General features: G+C 61.5%; 12 protein-coding genes. 7 read left to right on the top strand and 5 right to left on the bottom strand.

Features of this window, described 5'->3' with window-relative positions; translation table 11 throughout:
• Nucleotides 1-26: 26 nt before the first annotated feature.
• Both amiA and BVU99_RS06595 read left to right on the top strand, forming a co-directional pair.
• Nucleotides 27-869, top strand: a complete 843-nt coding sequence (amiA, locus tag BVU99_RS06600) for an N-acetylmuramoyl-L-alanine amidase AmiA (RefSeq protein ID WP_099817411.1) — start codon at nt 27-29, stop codon at nt 867-869.
• 54 nt (nt 870-923) lie between these two features.
• On the top strand, nt 924-1,976 hold the full coding sequence (locus BVU99_RS06595; RefSeq protein WP_099817410.1) for a porin: 1,053 nt from the start codon (nt 924-926) through the stop codon (nt 1,974-1,976).
• A gap of 120 nt (nt 1,977-2,096) precedes the next feature.
• On the opposite strand, the gene BVU99_RS06590 is transcribed toward BVU99_RS06595, so the two are convergent.
• Nucleotides 2,097-3,041, bottom strand: coding sequence for an NAD-dependent epimerase/dehydratase family protein (locus tag BVU99_RS06590; protein WP_099817409.1), 945 nt, complete (start codon nt 3,039-3,041; stop codon nt 2,097-2,099).
• A gap of 67 nt (nt 3,042-3,108) precedes the next feature.
• Nucleotides 3,109-3,939 carry an alpha/beta hydrolase gene (locus BVU99_RS06585; RefSeq protein WP_025303474.1) on the bottom strand — a complete coding sequence of 277 codons (831 nt, stop codon included), beginning with the start codon at nt 3,937-3,939 and terminating at the stop codon, nt 3,109-3,111.
• Nucleotides 3,940-4,143: 204 nt separating this feature from the next.
• Here BVU99_RS06585 and BVU99_RS06580 point away from each other — a divergent pair, with 204 nt between their 5' ends.
• The 5 genes from BVU99_RS06580 (at nt 4,144) to BVU99_RS06560 (ending at nt 12,667) form a co-directional block, all read left to right on the top strand.
• Nucleotides 4,144-5,568: a coniferyl aldehyde dehydrogenase gene (locus BVU99_RS06580; RefSeq protein WP_244590494.1), complete on the top strand. Its 1,425-nt coding sequence runs from the start codon at nt 4,144-4,146 to the stop codon at nt 5,566-5,568.
• A 259-nt stretch (nt 5,569-5,827) separates the two neighbouring features.
• The gene (gene katG, locus BVU99_RS06575; RefSeq protein WP_049203308.1) at nt 5,828-8,023 is read left to right on the top strand and encodes a catalase/peroxidase HPI; all 2,196 of its coding nucleotides are present in this window, start codon (nt 5,828-5,830) and stop codon (nt 8,021-8,023) included.
• Nucleotides 8,024-8,653: 630 nt separating this feature from the next.
• A complete protein-coding gene (locus BVU99_RS06570) occupies nt 8,654-9,451 on the top strand; it encodes a glyoxalase (RefSeq protein WP_197835815.1) in 798 nt (265 codons plus the stop codon).
• Between the two features lie 41 nt (nt 9,452-9,492).
• Nucleotides 9,493-10,782 (top strand): alginate export family protein, encoded by a 1,290-nt coding sequence (locus BVU99_RS06565; RefSeq protein ID WP_099817407.1) that lies wholly within the window; start codon nt 9,493-9,495, stop codon nt 10,780-10,782.
• A gap of 502 nt (nt 10,783-11,284) precedes the next feature.
• Nucleotides 11,285-12,667 (top strand): serralysin family metalloprotease, encoded by a 1,383-nt coding sequence (locus BVU99_RS06560; RefSeq protein ID WP_099817406.1) that lies wholly within the window; start codon nt 11,285-11,287, stop codon nt 12,665-12,667.
• A 107-nt stretch (nt 12,668-12,774) separates the two neighbouring features.
• On the opposite strand, the gene BVU99_RS06555 is transcribed toward BVU99_RS06560, so the two are convergent.
• From BVU99_RS06555 to BVU99_RS06545, 3 genes are all read right to left on the bottom strand, one after another.
• A complete protein-coding gene (locus BVU99_RS06555) occupies nt 12,775-13,827 on the bottom strand; it encodes a nitronate monooxygenase (RefSeq protein WP_043143113.1) in 1,053 nt (350 codons plus the stop codon).
• Between the two features lie 96 nt (nt 13,828-13,923).
• The gene (locus tag BVU99_RS06550) at nt 13,924-15,534 is read right to left on the bottom strand and encodes an MFS transporter (protein ID WP_049203315.1); all 1,611 of its coding nucleotides are present in this window, start codon (nt 15,532-15,534) and stop codon (nt 13,924-13,926) included.
• Nucleotides 15,527-15,952 (bottom strand): DoxX family protein, encoded by a 426-nt coding sequence (locus BVU99_RS06545; RefSeq protein WP_043143109.1) that lies wholly within the window; start codon nt 15,950-15,952, stop codon nt 15,527-15,529. Before BVU99_RS06545 ends, BVU99_RS06550 begins: the two co-directional genes overlap by 8 nt.
• Between the last annotated feature and the right edge of the window lie 5 nt (nt 15,953-15,957).

Raw genomic sequence — 15,957 nt, 5'->3', positions numbered from 1 at the left:
CCTTTCCTTTTATGCTGGTTAACCTTATGGCTAAGACGGACCTTTTGAACACCCGGTTATCTCGCCGCAGAATGATGTTGGCAGGGTTGGCGGCTCTGGCGCTGAACGGCGCCGTTTCCCCGCTGGCTCACGCCCACGGCCTGCCACGTCCCAAAAAGCAGAACGGCCCTCAGGGGGCGCGAAAAAGATTCCTGGTCATGTTGGATCCCGGTCATGGCGGCATCGACTCCGGCGCCATTGGCCACACCGGTTCGCTGGAAAAACATGTCGTTCTGGCGATCGCCAGAAATGTGCGTGCACAGCTTGATCGACACGGCATCGATGCCCGCCTGACGCGCGACAGCGACGTTTTTATTCCGCTGTACGATCGGGTGGAGATCGCGCACCGGCATGGCGCCGATCTTTTCATGTCCATCCACGCCGACGGCTTTACCTGCCCCAGTGCCTGCGGCGCGTCGGTTTTTGCGCTTTCCAATAAAGGCGCCAGCAGCGCGATGGCGAAATACTTGTCGAACAGTGAAAACGCGGCGGACGATCTCGCCGGCCCCCACGTCATCAAGAAAGATCGCTATTTGCAGAAGATACTGTTTGATTTGGAACAAACGGAAACGATCAAAGAAAGCCTGACGCTGGGCTCGCACCTGATCCAACATATTGCGCCCATCCATCATTTGCATGCCAAAAATACCGAACAGGCGGCCTTCGTGGTCTTAAAGTCCCCGTATATTCCTTCCGTCTTGGTGGAAACCTCGTTCATCACCAACCCCGAGGAAGAAAGGCTGCTGGGCACCCCTGCATTCCGAAATAAAATCGCCACCGCCATCACGCAGGGGATCGTCAGTTACTTTAAACGCGAAACGCACGCTTAAGCTTCGCCGGGGCGGCAAGCTCACGGGCTTGCCGCGCACAGGGACGGTGCCATCATGATAAAACGCAATCCTCGTTATTTTTCGGCGGGCATGCTGTTCCCCCTGCTGGCCCTGTTGCCGCGTGGCGCCTTCGCCGTGTCGTTGACGGGATCGCAGCAAAACAGCCTGAATTTCTACGGCACGATTATCGCCAGACGCTACAGCGGCCAAAACGAACGCGACGACGGCGACCGCAGCTACCTCTATTTCGGCCTGATAGGCAAAAAAAAGATCGCGCCGCGCTGGCAGGCCTACGCCCACTGGGAATATACCGTCAGCTTCGCCGACGCGACTCGCAACAGCACCCGGCTCGCCTATATCGGCGTGCAAAACGCCACCCTGGGCAGCCTCGATATCGGCCGCAACTGGGGCGTGCTTTATGATGTGACCGCCCTGACCGATCGCTCCCCGCTGTTTAGGGAAATGGCGTACAACTACATCGATAACTTTATGCGCGGCCGGGCGCATAACCTGCTCACCTACCGCCAAATTTTCAGCCTGTTTCAGCGGCGCGCCGCCCTCGCGTTGCAATATCAGTTCAAAGACGGCGACGATCGGCAAGCGCCGGGCAAACAAAACGGCAACGGCTTCGGCGCTTCGTTCCGTTATGCGCTGACGCCGACGCTCAGCCTCATCGCCGCCGCCTCGGCGTCTCAAACCACGCAGCGGCAGCAACACGCCGCCGGCTATCGCCGACGCATCGATACGCTGGCCGAAGGAGTTCTCTATGCGTCGAAAAAAATCTATCTTGCGGCCGTATTCACCCAAAGCGACAACGCCATCAGCCCACAACAAACCGCTAACCGCGGCTCGGCGTCAAGTTATGAAGCGCTCGTCAAATACCGGCTGACGGACCATATTCAGCCCAACATCGGCTATACCCGTTTAATACAGGCCCGGGCAGGCCGCAACACCGACTTATTGAACTACGAAGAGTTGGGGGTGACTTGGTTGCTCAATAGCAACATGCAGGTGTTTATTAACTATGAATTCAATAACCTTTCGCAGCACGCGGCCGGCGTCGATGCGTCGGACAAGCTCGATATGGGCATCAGCTATCACTGGTGATCCGCTTTCGCGCAGCCAATAAAAAGCCCCGCCCGGTGAGGGGCGAGGCTCGCTTAATGGCTCGAGTGGGCCAGCAGCCCAGCGTAGCGCGCTATGGCTAGCCCTGGCGCGGTGAGTATCTTAACGCCGCGCTTGCGCGTTCTTCCACTCCCGCCAAATCGTTTCCAGCCCGGCGCGATACGTCGTGACGGCGAAGTCGGGAAAGCGCTGCTTGAACTTGCTCGAGTCGAACAGGTTGTCGTGCTCGTAGCGCGGCAGCAGCTCGCGCATCTCACGCGCCCCGGACGAAACCAGCCCTGCGGCGATCAACGCCCATTTGCCGATGACGGAATATGAAATGTCCTTCCCAAACACCTCGCAGGCCAAGGCGGCGAACTGCGCATAGGTGAGCCGTTCGTCGCAGCACGGGAGATGCCACGTCTGGCCGAACGCGTCGGGCGTATTGCCGAGCCGGGCTAACCCACGGCTGGCGTCGGGCGTCCAGATCAGCGTGCGCAGCCTGTCGTCGCGAACCGGCACGCGCGGTTTTTCCCCCGCTTTCAGCCTGTCGACGATCAACGCATTGGTGAAGCTCTGCGTTTTTCCCGGCCCATAAAACTCAGGAGCACGGCCGATCAGCACGGGGATCTGCTTGCGCTCCATCTCGTCGAGCACCTTCTCGGTCATCAGAGCGCGCACCCGTCCCTTGCGCCCCCGAGGCGCGAACGGCGTCGATTCCGTCTGCAGTTCGCCGTTCTGCGGATACATATAGGTATTGTCGAAATAAACAAAGGGCACGCCCGCGGTACGGCTGGCGTCCAACGCATTCTGCAGCATGGTCGGAAATTGCCGCTCCCACAGCGCCGAATCCGGCGGCAGGCCGGCGGCGAAATACACCACGTCGCTGCCCTTCACCGCCGCCAGGGTCTGCTGTGCATCGAGCAGGTCGGCCGCGACCAGCGTATCGCTGTCGTTGACCTTCTTCGGGTTGCGGCTGACCAATCTTAAATCATCGGTGTACGCGCGCTTCAGTTCACGCGCCAGCTCTTGGGCGATCTGGCCACTGGCGCCCAGGATCGTTTGCATTTCCGTTCCTCATCGTAATGAAAAAAGCTCCGCCCACTCAGGGCGGAGCAAAAGTGCTTGTTCGCGCTTAACTGTTCACGAACGCCAGCAGATCGGCGTTGACCTGATCGGCATGGGTGGTCGGGATGCCGTGCGGCGCGCCCTTATAGGTATGGAGCGTGCCGTTTTGCACCAGCTTGGCCGACAGCACGCCGGAATCCTGATAAGGCACCACCTGGTCGTCATCGCCGTGGATCACCAGCACCGGAATGGCAATCTTCTTGAGATCTTCGGTGAAATCGGTCTGCGAGAAGGCGACGATGCCGTCATAGTGCGCCTTGGCGCCCCCCATCATGCCCTGCCGCCACCAGTTCCAGATAATCGCCTCCGACGGTTTGGCACCCGGGCGGTTATAGCCATAGAACGGGCCTGCGGGCACGTCGTAATAGAACTGCGCCCGGTTGGCGGCCAGCTGCGCCTGGAAATCATCGAATACCGATTTTGGGGTGCCCTGCGGATTGGCGTCGGTTTTCACCATCAGCGGCGGCACCGCGCTGATCAGCACCGCTTTGGACACCTTGTCCTCGCCGTGGCGCACGATATAGCGCACCACCTCGCCACCGCCGGTCGAGTGGCCTACGTGCATGGCGCCCTGCACGCCCAGGTGTTTTACCACCGCGGCGACGTCATCGGCGTAATGATCCATGTCGTGCCCTTCCCACACCTGGCTGGAGCGGCCGTGGCCGCGGCGATCGTGCGCAACCACGCGGAACCCTTTGTTCACGAAGAACAGCATCTGGGCATCCCAGTCATCGCTGGACAGCGGCCAACCGTGGTGGAAGTAGATAACCTTGCCGTTTTTTGGGCCCCAATCCTTGTAGAAAATCTCGACGCCATCGCTGGTCGTTACATAACCCATGTCGTTTCTCCCATTTACACTATGGTTAAAAAAGAAGGTTTATACTGCGCGCGGCGCCGGGATCTCTGGCTCCCTCATCCCGGTTGGCCGACGATCTTGCGTTGATCGTTTAACGAGTATAGGTTTAAAGTTCACTTTAAGGTCAATAGTGGCCCGGCAAGCGGTATTTCCCTCAGTAACGCGATCGGCATCAGGAGTATTCAAGTGCAAGGAGATGACACCGCCACGACGATGGAGCCGTGGCTTGCCGCCCAGCGCCACGCCTTCCTGCGCGACGGCGCGCCGACGATGCAACAGCGCAAGGCCGCCCTGCGCCGCCTGCGAAGCGCCATTCTGGCCCAGCGCGCCGCGCTGGCGGCGGCCGTCAGCGCGGACTTCGGCCACCGTTCGCCTTACGAAACCGACATTCTGGAGATTCTGGTTACCGTTCAGGCGATCGATTACCTGCTGCGCAACCTGAAACGCTTCATGAAGCCGGAGCGCCGCCACGTCGCCCTGCCGTATCAGGCCGCACGCGCCTATGTGCAATATCAGCCCAAGGGCGTGATTGGCATCATGGCGCCGTGGAACTATCCCTTCTCGTTGACCTTCATCCCGCTGGCCACCGCGCTGGCCGCCGGCAACCGCGTGATGCTGAAACCTTCGGAGCTCACGCCACATACCAGCCGCCTCATCGAAACGATGCTGGCGGCGCTGTTTCCTGTCGATGAGGTCGCCGTCGTGACCGGCGGGCCGGACGTCGGGGCCAGATTCAGCGAGCTGGCGTTCGACCATCTGGTGTTCACCGGCAGCACGGCGATCGGCCGTCAGGTCATGCTGGCGGCCGGCAAACATCTGGTGCCGTTAACGCTTGAACTGGGCGGCAAAAGCCCCGCCGTCATGGCGCGCGGCGCGGTTAATGCCAGAAACGTCAAGAGCGTGGCGTTCGGCAAGCTGTCAAACGCGGGCCAAACCTGTATCGCGCCCGATTACCTGCTGGTTCATCAGGACGATCTGGCAAGCTTCATGGCGCTCTATGACGCGGCGGTTAAAAGCTTTTATCCCGACGGGCCAACCGGCGACGACTACGGCGCCATCATCAACGACAGGCACTACCACCGCTTGCAAGCGCTGCTTGCCGACGCACAGGAGCGCGGCGCGCAAATCCATCCGGTCGGCCACCGCCCGGACTCGGCGTCTGAACGGCCGAACACGCTGGCCCCTACGCTTATCGTCGGCGCCCCCGACGACAGCCGGATCATGCAAGAGGAGATCTTCGGGCCGCTGCTGCCGGTGTGCACCTACGCCGCCTTTGATGAAACGATCGACGTTATCAACGCCGGGCCGCGCCCGCTTGCGCTCTACTACTTCGGTCCGCCGGGCGAGGATCGGGACCGGCTGCTGGCGCGCACCACCTCCGGCAACGTCAGCGTTAACGCCACCCTACTGCATTTCGCCCAGGACGATCTGCCGTTCGGCGGCATCGGCCCCAGCGGCATGGGGGCCTGTCACGGCATCGAAGGATTTCGGGCGCTGAGCCACGCCAAAGGCGTCTTTATCCAGAGCCGCTGGCGTTTTACCGACCTCCTGCGCGCGCCGTTCGGCAAGCTGGCGGACGCGGTGCTCAAGGTTATGCTGCGGCGCCGATAACACGGCGTGTTGACTATCAATAGCACACCCATAAATCGCCGCAAGCTATCACAATATTCACTCATTCCTATTTTATCTCTCCGCCACCGCTGACTAAGCTTAGCCATGAGTCGCCTTTTGCCCGTTAGCGGCCGGGGCGATGCGAATCCATTGAGTTCAGTTATTTAGCGCAACACCCGACGCAAGCCTTACCCGCATGCCTTGTTAACCGCTCCACGCCCGGCGGCTGGAGCACCTTTATGGAAGCAGAGAGCGCATTATGACAACTGAAAGCAAATGCCCGTTTTCGGGCGGCAAGCAGCCCGCACCGCAGAACGGCCCCACCAATCAGGATTGGTGGCCTAATCAGCTCAGCCTGAAACCGCTGCACCAACATTCCCCCCTGTCCGATCCGATGGATAAAGACTTCAACTACGCCGATGCCTTCAACAGTCTCGATCTGGCGGCGGTCAAACAGGATCTGCACGCCCTGATGACCGACTCGCAGGAATGGTGGCCGGCAGACTTCGGCCACTACGGCGGCCTGTTCATCCGCATGGCCTGGCACAGCGCCGGCACCTACCGCATCGGCGACGGCCGCGGCGGCGCGGGCGAAGGCCAGCAGCGCTTCGCCCCGCTCAACAGCTGGCCGGACAACGTCAGCCTCGACAAGGCGCGTCGCCTGCTGTGGCCAATCAAACAGAAATACGGCCGCAACCTCTCCTGGGCCGACCTGATTATCTTGACCGGCAACGTGGCGCTGGAATCGATGGGCTTCAAAACCTTCGGCTACGCCGGCGGCCGCGCCGACACCTGGGAGCCGGACGACGTCTACTGGGGTTCTGAGAAGATCTGGCTGGAGCTGAGCGGCGGGCCAAACAGCCGTTACTCGGGCGACCGCGATCTGGAGGACCCGCTGGCGGCAGTGCAGATGGGCCTGATCTACGTCAACCCGGAAGGCCCGGACGGCAATCCCGATCCGGTGGCCGCCGCACGCGACATCCGTGAAACCTTCGCCCGCATGGCGATGAACGACGAAGAAACCGTGGCGCTGATCGCCGGCGGCCACACCTTCGGCAAGACCCACGGCGCCGGCCCGGCGTCTAACGTCGGCGCCGATCCGGAGGCCGCCGGGCTGGAGTCGCAGGGCCTCGGCTGGCACAGCACCTTCGGCACCGGCGTTGGCAAAGACGCCATCACCAGCGGCCTGGAAGTCACCTGGACCACCACCCCGACCCAGTGGAACCACGACTTCTTCCGCCACCTGTTCGAATACGAATGGGAGCTGACCCAAAGCCCGGCCGGCGCGCACCAGTGGGTGGCGAAAGACATCGGCGAAACCATTCCCGACGCCTTCGATCCGAACAAGAAACGCCGCCCGACCATGCTGACCACCGACCTGTCGCTGCGCTTCGATCCGGCCTACGAGAAGATTTCGCGCCGTTTCTATGAGCATCCGGAAGAGTTGGCCGACGCCTTCGCCCGCGCCTGGTTCAAGCTGACCCACCGCGATATGGGGCCGCGCGCGCGCTACCTCGGCCCGGAAGTGCCGCAGGAAGAGCTGATTTGGCAGGATCCGATCCCGGCGGTCGATCATCCGCTGATCGACGAGCAGGACATCGCCGCGCTGAAAAACGCCGTGCTGGCTTCCGGCCTGCCGGTGTCGGTGCTGGTCTCCACCGCCTGGGCTTCCGCTTCCAGCTTCCGCGGTTCCGACAAACGCGGCGGCGCCAACGGCGCGCGCATTCGCCTGGCGCCGCAAAAGGACTGGGCGGTCAACCAACCTGCGCAACTCGCCGCGACGCTGGCCAAGCTGGAGAGCATCCAACGCGCCTTCAACGACGCGCAGACCGGCGGCAAGCGCGTCTCGCTGGCGGATCTGATCGTGCTGGCCGGCGCGGCGGGCGTGGAACAGGCGGCGAAGAACGCCGGTTTCACCCTGACGGTGCCGTTCGCCCCGGGCCGCATGGACGCCTCGCAGGAACAGACCGACGTGGACTCCTTCGAGGCGATGGAGCCGCTCGCCGACGGATTCCGCAACTTCCTGAAGGGTAAATACCGCGTGCCGGCCGAAACGCTGCTGGTCGACAAGGCGCAGCTGCTGACCCTGACCGCGCCGGAAATGACGGTGCTGGTCGGCGGGCTGCGCGTGCTCGGCGCCAACGTTGGCGGCACGCAGCACGGCGTGTTCACCCAGCGGCCGCAGGCGCTGACCAACGACTTCTTCGTCAACCTGCTCGACATGGGCACCACCTGGCACCCGATCGGTGAAGACGGCCTGTTCGAAGGCCGCGATCGCCGCAGCGGCGCGGTCAAGTGGACCGGCACCCGCGTCGATCTGGTGTTCGGTTCGCACGCGCAGCTGCGGGCGCTGGCCGAAGTCTACGGCAGCGCCGACGCGCAGGAGAAGTTCGCCCACGACTTCGTCGCCGCCTGGAACAAAGTGATGAACCTCGATCGTTTCGATCTGGCGTAACGCCCCCCCAACGGCCTGCTTTGGCAGGCCGTTTTTTCTCCCGAGATCAACACCGCCTCCACTCAACGCCAGCCGCAACGCCCGTCGTTATATTTCATTTTCCCGCTTATTCGTATTTACTCAACAAGTCATATAAAAATTTGATGGGCGGCAATTCTTTTAATGCTGTATTTATATTTAGACGGCAATGAAGACCGTAAACTCAGCTGGCTCATGCGATATATCCCATCTAGGAGAACACCGTTATGGATTATCCTCGATTCACCTCAACACGCGGCGAAGCGGGCCTCATGACCACCGCCATTCCTTAGCGATAGCGGGCTGAGCCGGCAAAGGCGCCCCACCGTTCCACGCCCATAAAAAGAGATATTTTGCACCTGCGCGATATTCGCTTAGGCGCCAGAACATCGCCCTTATTTAATGTTTCACGACGCACATTGCGTTTTTCGTTTTTATTTTTCAGCCGACGGGAAAGCTCATAGGGAATTACGCTTCACTCAGGAAAATAACCGCTACCTGGAGGTCATCATGCAACATATTATCGGCATTTCTTCTCGTCGGCTGAGGATATCGGCCCTTGCGCTACTGCTCCCTACCGTATCATGGGCGGCCGATACGGCGCCTCTTGCCGTGGGGCCGCAATATGACACCACCCATGTCTACGTCGAACGCGGCAAGATGGACGCCTTTGTCGACAGCATCCTGAAAACCTTCGGCGGCACCAGTACCAAACGCGTGCTGGTCAACGTCACGCCCACCCCGAGCGAAACCTACTCCCAGCTGATACTGACGCCGGCCGGCAGCTTCTCGGTGTTCGATTTCAAAACGCCGATCCCGTACCCGTTCGGCGCCGAGCGCAACGGTTTTCTGGTCAGGGATATGGACGCCGCCATCCGGCAGGCCAGGGCCGCCGGCGCCGATGTGCAGGTTGCGCCTTTCGACGATCCGATCGGCCGCGACGCGGTGATCCAGTGGCCCGGCGGCGTCAACATGCAGCTCTATTGGCACACCAAGGCGCCTGACTACAAGCCGCTGCTGAGCGTGCCGGAAAACCGCCTGTATCTCTCCGCCTACCGCGTCGACGATTTCCTGAAAAGCTACCAGGCGTTCTCACACGGCAAGGTCGTGAGCGACGAACAGGTCAGCGACACGGCGATCGGCCGTAACGGCAACGGCAAGATCCGCCAGATCGAACTGGACTCCCGCTTCGGCAAAACGCGCATTTTCGTCACCGACGGACATCTGCCTTATCCGTTCGGCCATGAGCGCACCGGCTATGGCGTCGACGATCTGTCGGCCACGCTGGCCAAAGCGACGGCCAGCGGCGCGCAGGTGCTGTGGCATTCGACGGCGGCGGAACGCCGCGCCTCGGCGCTGGTGCGTTTCCCCGGCGGCTATATCGCCGAAATTCACCAGACGGCTAAATAAACCCAAGGCGCGCTGCGGCGCGCTTTTTTCTTCGGATATTCATGATGAAACGCACGCTACCCGCACTGTTGCTGTTCTCCACGCTCCCCGCGCTGGCGGCGGAGCCCGCCGCTTCCCCCTGGAAAAACATCCCGTTGGGCGATGCGGCCACCTTATCTTTCGACGGTTCATTGCGCGAGCGCTATGAATGGACGGATCAACGGGATCTGAGCGGCGGACGCGACGACACTTTCATGCAGCGCTTGCTGGTTGGCGCGCGCCTCGACTACGGCGACTATGTCGGCGCCTATGTGCAGGTGGGATCGTCGCTGGCCACCCCGCGCGATCGCGGGCGCAAGCCGACCGACGAAGATCATGCTTATCTCGGCCAGGGCTATGTGGACTTAAAACTGCCCACCGCCTACGGCCTCGGCACCCTGCGGGCCGGCCGCCAGGAGATTGCGCTGGGCTCGCTGCACCTGCTGGGCACCCGCGACGGCCCCAACGTGCGCCGTTCCTTCGATGCTATCCGCGCCAGCTGGGCCAAGGATAAAAACCGCCTCGACGCCTTTATCGGCCATCCCGTCACCCTCAAAACCGGCAGTTTCGACGACGATACTGACAACAGCCAAAAGGTCTGGGGGCTGTACGGCACCACGCCGCTGGCAGCGCTGGCCTCCTCGCTCGATCTCTACACCTTCGGCTTTGAGGATAACGACGTCCACTACGCGCAGCTCAGCGGGCAAGAGCGGCGCTATACCGTCGGCGCACGCATTTTCGGCACGGCGCAGGGGTTCGACTGGGACAACGAGGCCGCCTGGCAGTTCGGCAACGCAGAACAGCGCGACATCCGCGCCTGGTCGGCGTCGGCGCACGCCGGCTATACGGTCAACGACTGGCGCTGGCAGCCGCGCTTTGGCGGCAAGATTGGCATCGCCAGCGGCGATAAAAACGGACATGATGGGCAGCTCAACACCTTTAACGCCATGTACCCCAAGCTGCCCTACCTGACCGAGAACGGACTGGTGGCGCCGGCTAACCTGATCGCCATCCACCCTTCGGTCACGATTACGCCGTGGCAAACCCTGGCCATCGACTTCAGCTGGGACGCGTTGTGGCGGCAACGCCGCGAGGATGCCTTCTACCTCGGGCCAATGCGCCCGGTGAAGGGCAGCGCGCAGGGCTCGCGCTTTATCGGCAACCAGTATCAGGTTGAAACGACCTGGACACCGCGCAGCGATCTTCAGTTCAAGGTGGCCTATGTCTACTTCGACGTCAGCAACAGCCTGCAGCAACATGCCGGGCTGAAAAACATGAACTTCGTGCTGGCGCAGGGCACCTACAGTTTTTAAGTATCAGGTAAGTTAATCGGTGTACGCGGACGCCCTTAATAATCCCGTACTCAATTAATGACGAGCGCCGGCGAGTAGCCGCCCATATGCATTGCGGCAATGGCGGCTACTCGCCGCCATTCACAGATAAAAGCTAAATAAAAGCAAAAAGATAAATCAATCACGTAAACTCCGCTAGCCAATTACAGTGTAATATTAAATAAACATTTAATTCCACCTGGTTATTTAAGCACACCTTTTACGCATATCTTATGTAAAAGATTCATATAAGAATAACTCATTAATAAAATAATTGTGTTTATACTGCTTTAACTCAATCACAGTGCACAATTAATTCCTCACCGTGATTAATGATAAGGATATATTCCGCTTGAACGCAATATTCAAGCCGGACCAAGGAGGCAAGCCAATGATATCACATTAATTACCCCTGATTTTCAAACCTGTGTACGAGCATATAGAGCGTTAGATGCAATATTGTCAACGTCCAAAGGAGTTTGATATGTCATTAGCGACCGATAAGATTTCCGATTATTTAACCCGTTATGAAAGAGGCGATCACGCGGGGAGCAGTAAACCGTCATATACCACGCAAGAGGTTTCAGATCTGCTGCTGAGGAGCCATTATTCCGCCAATGGCAAAGGCGTGACCGACCATGCGGCTACCTTGACCTACTCTTTCCCCGTCTATACCGACAGCGACAAGACGGGCGCCGCGCAGCTTACCGCCGCCCAGCAAGCCCAAACCAAGCTTTCATTGCAATCCTGGTCGGATGTGGCCAACATCACGTTCACCGAGGTTAAAGGCAACGACGCGAAAAATGCAGATATAAAGTTTGGTTTTTATAAGGCGGCCAGCGGGGGCAATTACACCTCGTATGAAAGTACGCAGAGCAATCTCAAAAGCACCATTTGGATCAGCGGCAATAACGGCTACGACGCCTCCAATCCGCAAACCAATAACTACGCCAGGGATACGCTGACTCATGAAATAGGGCATGCGTTGGGGCTTTCTCATCCCGGCAATTATGATGCGTCAAATGCCACCTACCCCACCTACGCCAACTCGGCGAAGTATTATGAAGACGACCATCAATATTCTTTGATGAGCTATTTTAACGAACAATACACCAGCGCTGACTATAAAGGCGTTTGGCCATCAGGGCCGCAGCTGGATGATATTACCGCCATACAGAAGCTTTACGGCACGAATACCACCACGCGCACCGGCGATACCACCTATGGTTTCAACTCGAATACGGACAGAGACTTTCTGAGCGTTAAGGCGTCCACGGACAAAATCGTGGCGGCTATCTGGGATGCCGGCGGCAATGACACGCTGGATTTTTCAGGCTACAGCCAGGATCAGCGCATCAACATTAACGAAGGCGCATTCTCTGATGTGGGCGGCTTGAAAGCAAATATCGCCATCGCCTACGGCGCGCAGATTGAAAATATCATCGGCGGCAGCGGCGCAGACATTTTAGTGGGCAACGCGCTGAACAATACGCTAAAAGGCGGTGCAGGCAACGACATCATTTACGGTGCCGGCGGCGCCGATCAGCTCTGGGGCAATGCAGGCGCGGACACCTTCGTCTTCCGCGAAGCCGGCGACAGCCAAGCCGCCGCGCCGGATTGGATCCGCGATTTCCAGACGGCGGTGGATAAAATCGATCTGTCGTGGCTCAACCAGACGGCTAAGGCCGACGGGAGCGAGCTGCACTTCGTGGATAGTTTAAGCGGCTCGTTGTATGAAGCAGCGCTGAATTATGACGCGCAGCAGAATGTCACCGATCTGGCCATCAATCTCTCCGGCAATCAATTACCTGATTTCCTTGTCAAAATCGTTGGGCATGTCGACGCTTCCGCCGATATTCTCGTCTAGCCAAGGCAAACCCGCAGTCCGGCCTTCACGCCGGACTGTTCATCTCTTCTCAGGCCTCACCCCGGCGTCTTTTTACATTGCCACAGCAATAAATCGCGCAGACGAGCTCACACCGCTTCCAGCTCCGCCGCCAGGGTGGCGACCAGCTCCGCCGCCGGCATCGGCCGCGCCAGGCCCACGCCCTGCCCGGCCCACAGCGACATAAACTCCGCGCGCCCGGCCTTGGCCGCCGCCTGGCGAATATCGCCGGTGAGTGCGTTCTGCACCGGATAAGGCAGGATCTGCGCCTCTTCCGCGCGCATCTGCCGCATGAAATCATTGACGATGCCGCGCGCCGGGCGGCCGCTGAAGGCGCGCGTCAGGCGCGTGCTGTCATCGCCGGCGTTGCTCAGCGCCGCCCGCCAGGCTTCGGCGATGCCCGACTCCGGGCTGCACAGGAACGCGGTGCCCAGCTGCGCCGCCTGCGCGCCCAGCAATTGCGCCGCTGCGATGCCGCGCCCGTTCATGATGCCGCCTGCGGCGATCGCCGGGATCTTCACCGCCGCCACCACCTGCGGCAGCAGGGCCATCAGGCCGACGCAGGATTGCTCAATGTCGCCGAGGAAGGTCGGGCGGTGGCCGCCCGCCTCCGAGCCCGAGACGCAAACGAAGTCGGCGCCCGCCTCTTCCCAGGCGCGGGCTTCCGCCACCGTGGTGGCAGTGCCGATCACCCGCGAGCCGGCCTTCTTGAACTGTGTGACCGTGGCGCGCGGCAGCACGCCGAAGGTGAAGCTGGCCACCGGCGGCGCCGCCTCCAGCAAGGCCGCGATCTGGTCGCGGTTGTTTTCGGCGAATTGGGTGGGGATCGGCGGCTCGCTCAGCCCCAGCGCTTCGCGGAACGGCCGCAGCAGGTGCTGGGCGCGCTTGAGCTCGGCGAGATCCGGGTGCTGCTCATCGAGCAGAAACAGATTGATGTTGAACGGCGCGGCGGTCTGCGCGCGGATCTGCTGCACCCGTTCGAGGATCACCGCCGGTGAAAACAGCGCCGCCGCGCACGATCCCAGCGCCCCGGCGTTGCTCACCGCCACCGCCAACGCCGGCGGCGACGCGCCGTTCATCGGCCCCTGAACGATCGGATAGCGCAGCCCAAGCTCGCGGGCAAAAGCAGAAGGTGCCGTCATCAATGTGTCTCCCTGTGCTGACTACATTCGTCTTACGGCGGCCGCGCCGCCGAACCGTCCAAAAGCATAGCACCTTCTCGCCGCCTGGCCGTGCAGTTAATGCTTCACCTGACGCCGGTCGAGCGACAGGAAGTGATGCACCACCGGTTTCTCAGGGCCAATGTGGAAGCGCAGCGCCTCCTGCTGCAGGTCGGCGTCGGCGTGCGACACCCGCTGATGCTGCCGCAGGTGCTCCGCCCAGGATTCCACCAGGAACCACTCCATGATGCATTCCGGATCGCCGGTATGCTCGGTGATGCCCCAGGCGTAAGCGCCATCGCGGCGACGCGCGCGCTCCAGCATCAGCAGCGTGCGCAAGAACTGCGGCCGATCCTGTTCGCGGATGCGGTACTCCACCTGAATCATCACCGGGCCGCGATCGTTTTCAACCGGCGTGTTGACCAACGGCTCCGGCCAATGGTTCGACGGCTGCAGATCGGCCTCACCGGTCGGCAGACGCAGGCGGTGGAACAGCAGCCCCGCCGCCAACAGGCCGACGCCGCCGACCAGCAGCGTGGCGGCCACGCCCAGCTCCTGCGCCACCAGTCCCCACAGCAGGCTGCCCGCCGCCATCGCGCCGTTGAACACCATCAGGTAAATGGCCAGACCACGGCCGCGCACCCAGTTGGGCAGCACGCCCTGCGCCGCGCCGTTAAGCGTGGTCAGCGCGATAATCCAGCCGGCGCCCAGCACCAGCAGCAGCACCACCGCCAGCCACTGCGGCGGCGCCAGCGACAGGGCCGCCATCACCACGGCGGTGAGCACCGCCGCCAGCAACACCAGCCCGTCGGCGTTCAGCCGCTGGCGCAGACGCGGCAGCACAATAGCCCCAAGGATCGCCCCGGCGCCTACCGCCCCCAGCAGAACGCCGTAGAAACCGGCACTGCCGCCCAGCATGCGGCGCGCCACCAGCGGCAACAGCGCCCAAACCGAGCTGGAGAAGGCGAAGAACACCGCCGCCCGCAGCAGCACCACGTGCAGCTCGCGGCTGGAGCGGGCATAACGCAGGCCGGCGCGGAAGGCACCGAAGAAATGCTCCGACAGCCCGCTGTCCTCGGCCTTCGGCCGCTTCCACCACAGCAGCGCCGCGATCACCAGCACATAGCTCATCACGTCCGCGCCGTAGGCCGCGCCGGCACCGAAGCTGGCCAACAGCAGGCCGCCGGCCGCCGGGCCGATGGAACGGGCGATGTTGATGCCCAGCGAGTTCAGCGCCACGGCGTTTTTCAGCTCGGTGCGCGGTACCAGCTCCGGCACGATCGCCTGCCAGGTCGGCCCCATCAGCGCCGCGCCGATGCCGCCGACGAAGGTCAGCGCCAGCAGGTATTCCACCGTCAGCGCGCCGGTCTGCGACAGCAGCAACAGGCTGCCGCTGACGCAGGCCAGCAGAATTTGCACGAAGATCAGAAAGCGCCGCCGATCGAGGATGTCCGACAATACCCCGGCCGGGATCGCCAGCAGGAACACCGGTAGCGTAGCGGCGGTCTGCATCAGCGCCACCGCCGAAGGGTTGCTCGACAGGTCGGTGATCAGCCACGAGCTGGCGACGTCGCGCATAAAGCTGCCGACGTTGCCGAGCACCGTGGCGCCCCACAGCACCGCAAATAATGGGATTTTCAGCGGCGCGAAGCCGCCCGCCGCCGCCTTGTTTTCCGTCTGTTCAGCCATCCGTTCGCTCCTTCAAATCGTTAAATGCCACCAGCAACAGCGCGCCGGCCAGCCCGAGGTGTTCAAAAAATCCGTTCATCATCTGGCCGCGCTCCGCCCCGTCGAACTGCCAGAACGGATTGGCCATCAGCGTCGCCATCAGGGTAAAACCGGCCAGCGCCAACGCGCCGAGCCAGCGATAAAAGCCGCTCAGGATCAGCGCCGACGCGGCCAGTTCCAGCAGCGTCACCAGCACGGCGAACAGCGCCGCCGGCTGCAGGCCGAAGTGGGTCATTTCGGCGATGGCGCCCTCAACGTTCAACGCCTTGACCAATCCGCCCTGAATATAGGCGGTACAAATCGCGAGCAGCAGCAGCCAGCGCACCGCGGGCGCATGCAGCCGCTGTACGCAGCGGGCGGCGATAGCAGTCAGGTTCATCGCGC

This window comes from Serratia sp. OLAL2, from assembly GCF_002752475.1.
GTDB lineage: Bacteria > Pseudomonadota > Gammaproteobacteria > Enterobacterales > Enterobacteriaceae > Serratia > Serratia bockelmannii.
The sequence above is the reverse complement of the archived record's forward strand: the minus strand, read 5'-3'. Positions and strand labels throughout refer to the sequence as shown.

What these genes read in the sequence shown, in the direction of transcription:
- amiA (WP_099817411.1), top strand. Translation starts at nt 27, where the DNA reads ATGGCTAAGACGGACCTTTTGAACACCCGGTTATCTCGCCGCAGAATG.
- BVU99_RS06595 (WP_099817410.1), top strand. Translation starts at nt 924, where the DNA reads ATGATAAAACGCAATCCTCGTTATTTTTCGGCGGGCATGCTGTTCCCC.
- BVU99_RS06590 (WP_099817409.1), bottom strand. Translation starts at nt 3,041, where the DNA reads ATGCAAACGATCCTGGGCGCCAGTGGCCAGATCGCCCAAGAGCTGGCG.
- BVU99_RS06585 (WP_025303474.1), bottom strand. Translation starts at nt 3,939, where the DNA reads ATGGGTTATGTAACGACCAGCGATGGCGTCGAGATTTTCTACAAGGAT.
- katG (WP_049203308.1), top strand. Translation starts at nt 5,828, where the DNA reads ATGACAACTGAAAGCAAATGCCCGTTTTCGGGCGGCAAGCAGCCCGCA.
- BVU99_RS06565 (WP_099817407.1), top strand. Translation starts at nt 9,493, where the DNA reads ATGATGAAACGCACGCTACCCGCACTGTTGCTGTTCTCCACGCTCCCC.
- BVU99_RS06560 (WP_099817406.1), top strand. Translation starts at nt 11,285, where the DNA reads ATGTCATTAGCGACCGATAAGATTTCCGATTATTTAACCCGTTATGAA.
- BVU99_RS06555 (WP_043143113.1), bottom strand. Translation starts at nt 13,827, where the DNA reads ATGACGGCACCTTCTGCTTTTGCCCGCGAGCTTGGGCTGCGCTATCCG.
- BVU99_RS06550 (WP_049203315.1), bottom strand. Translation starts at nt 15,534, where the DNA reads ATGGCTGAACAGACGGAAAACAAGGCGGCGGCGGGCGGCTTCGCGCCG.
- BVU99_RS06545 (WP_043143109.1), bottom strand. Translation starts at nt 15,952, where the DNA reads ATGAACCTGACTGCTATCGCCGCCCGCTGCGTACAGCGGCTGCATGCG.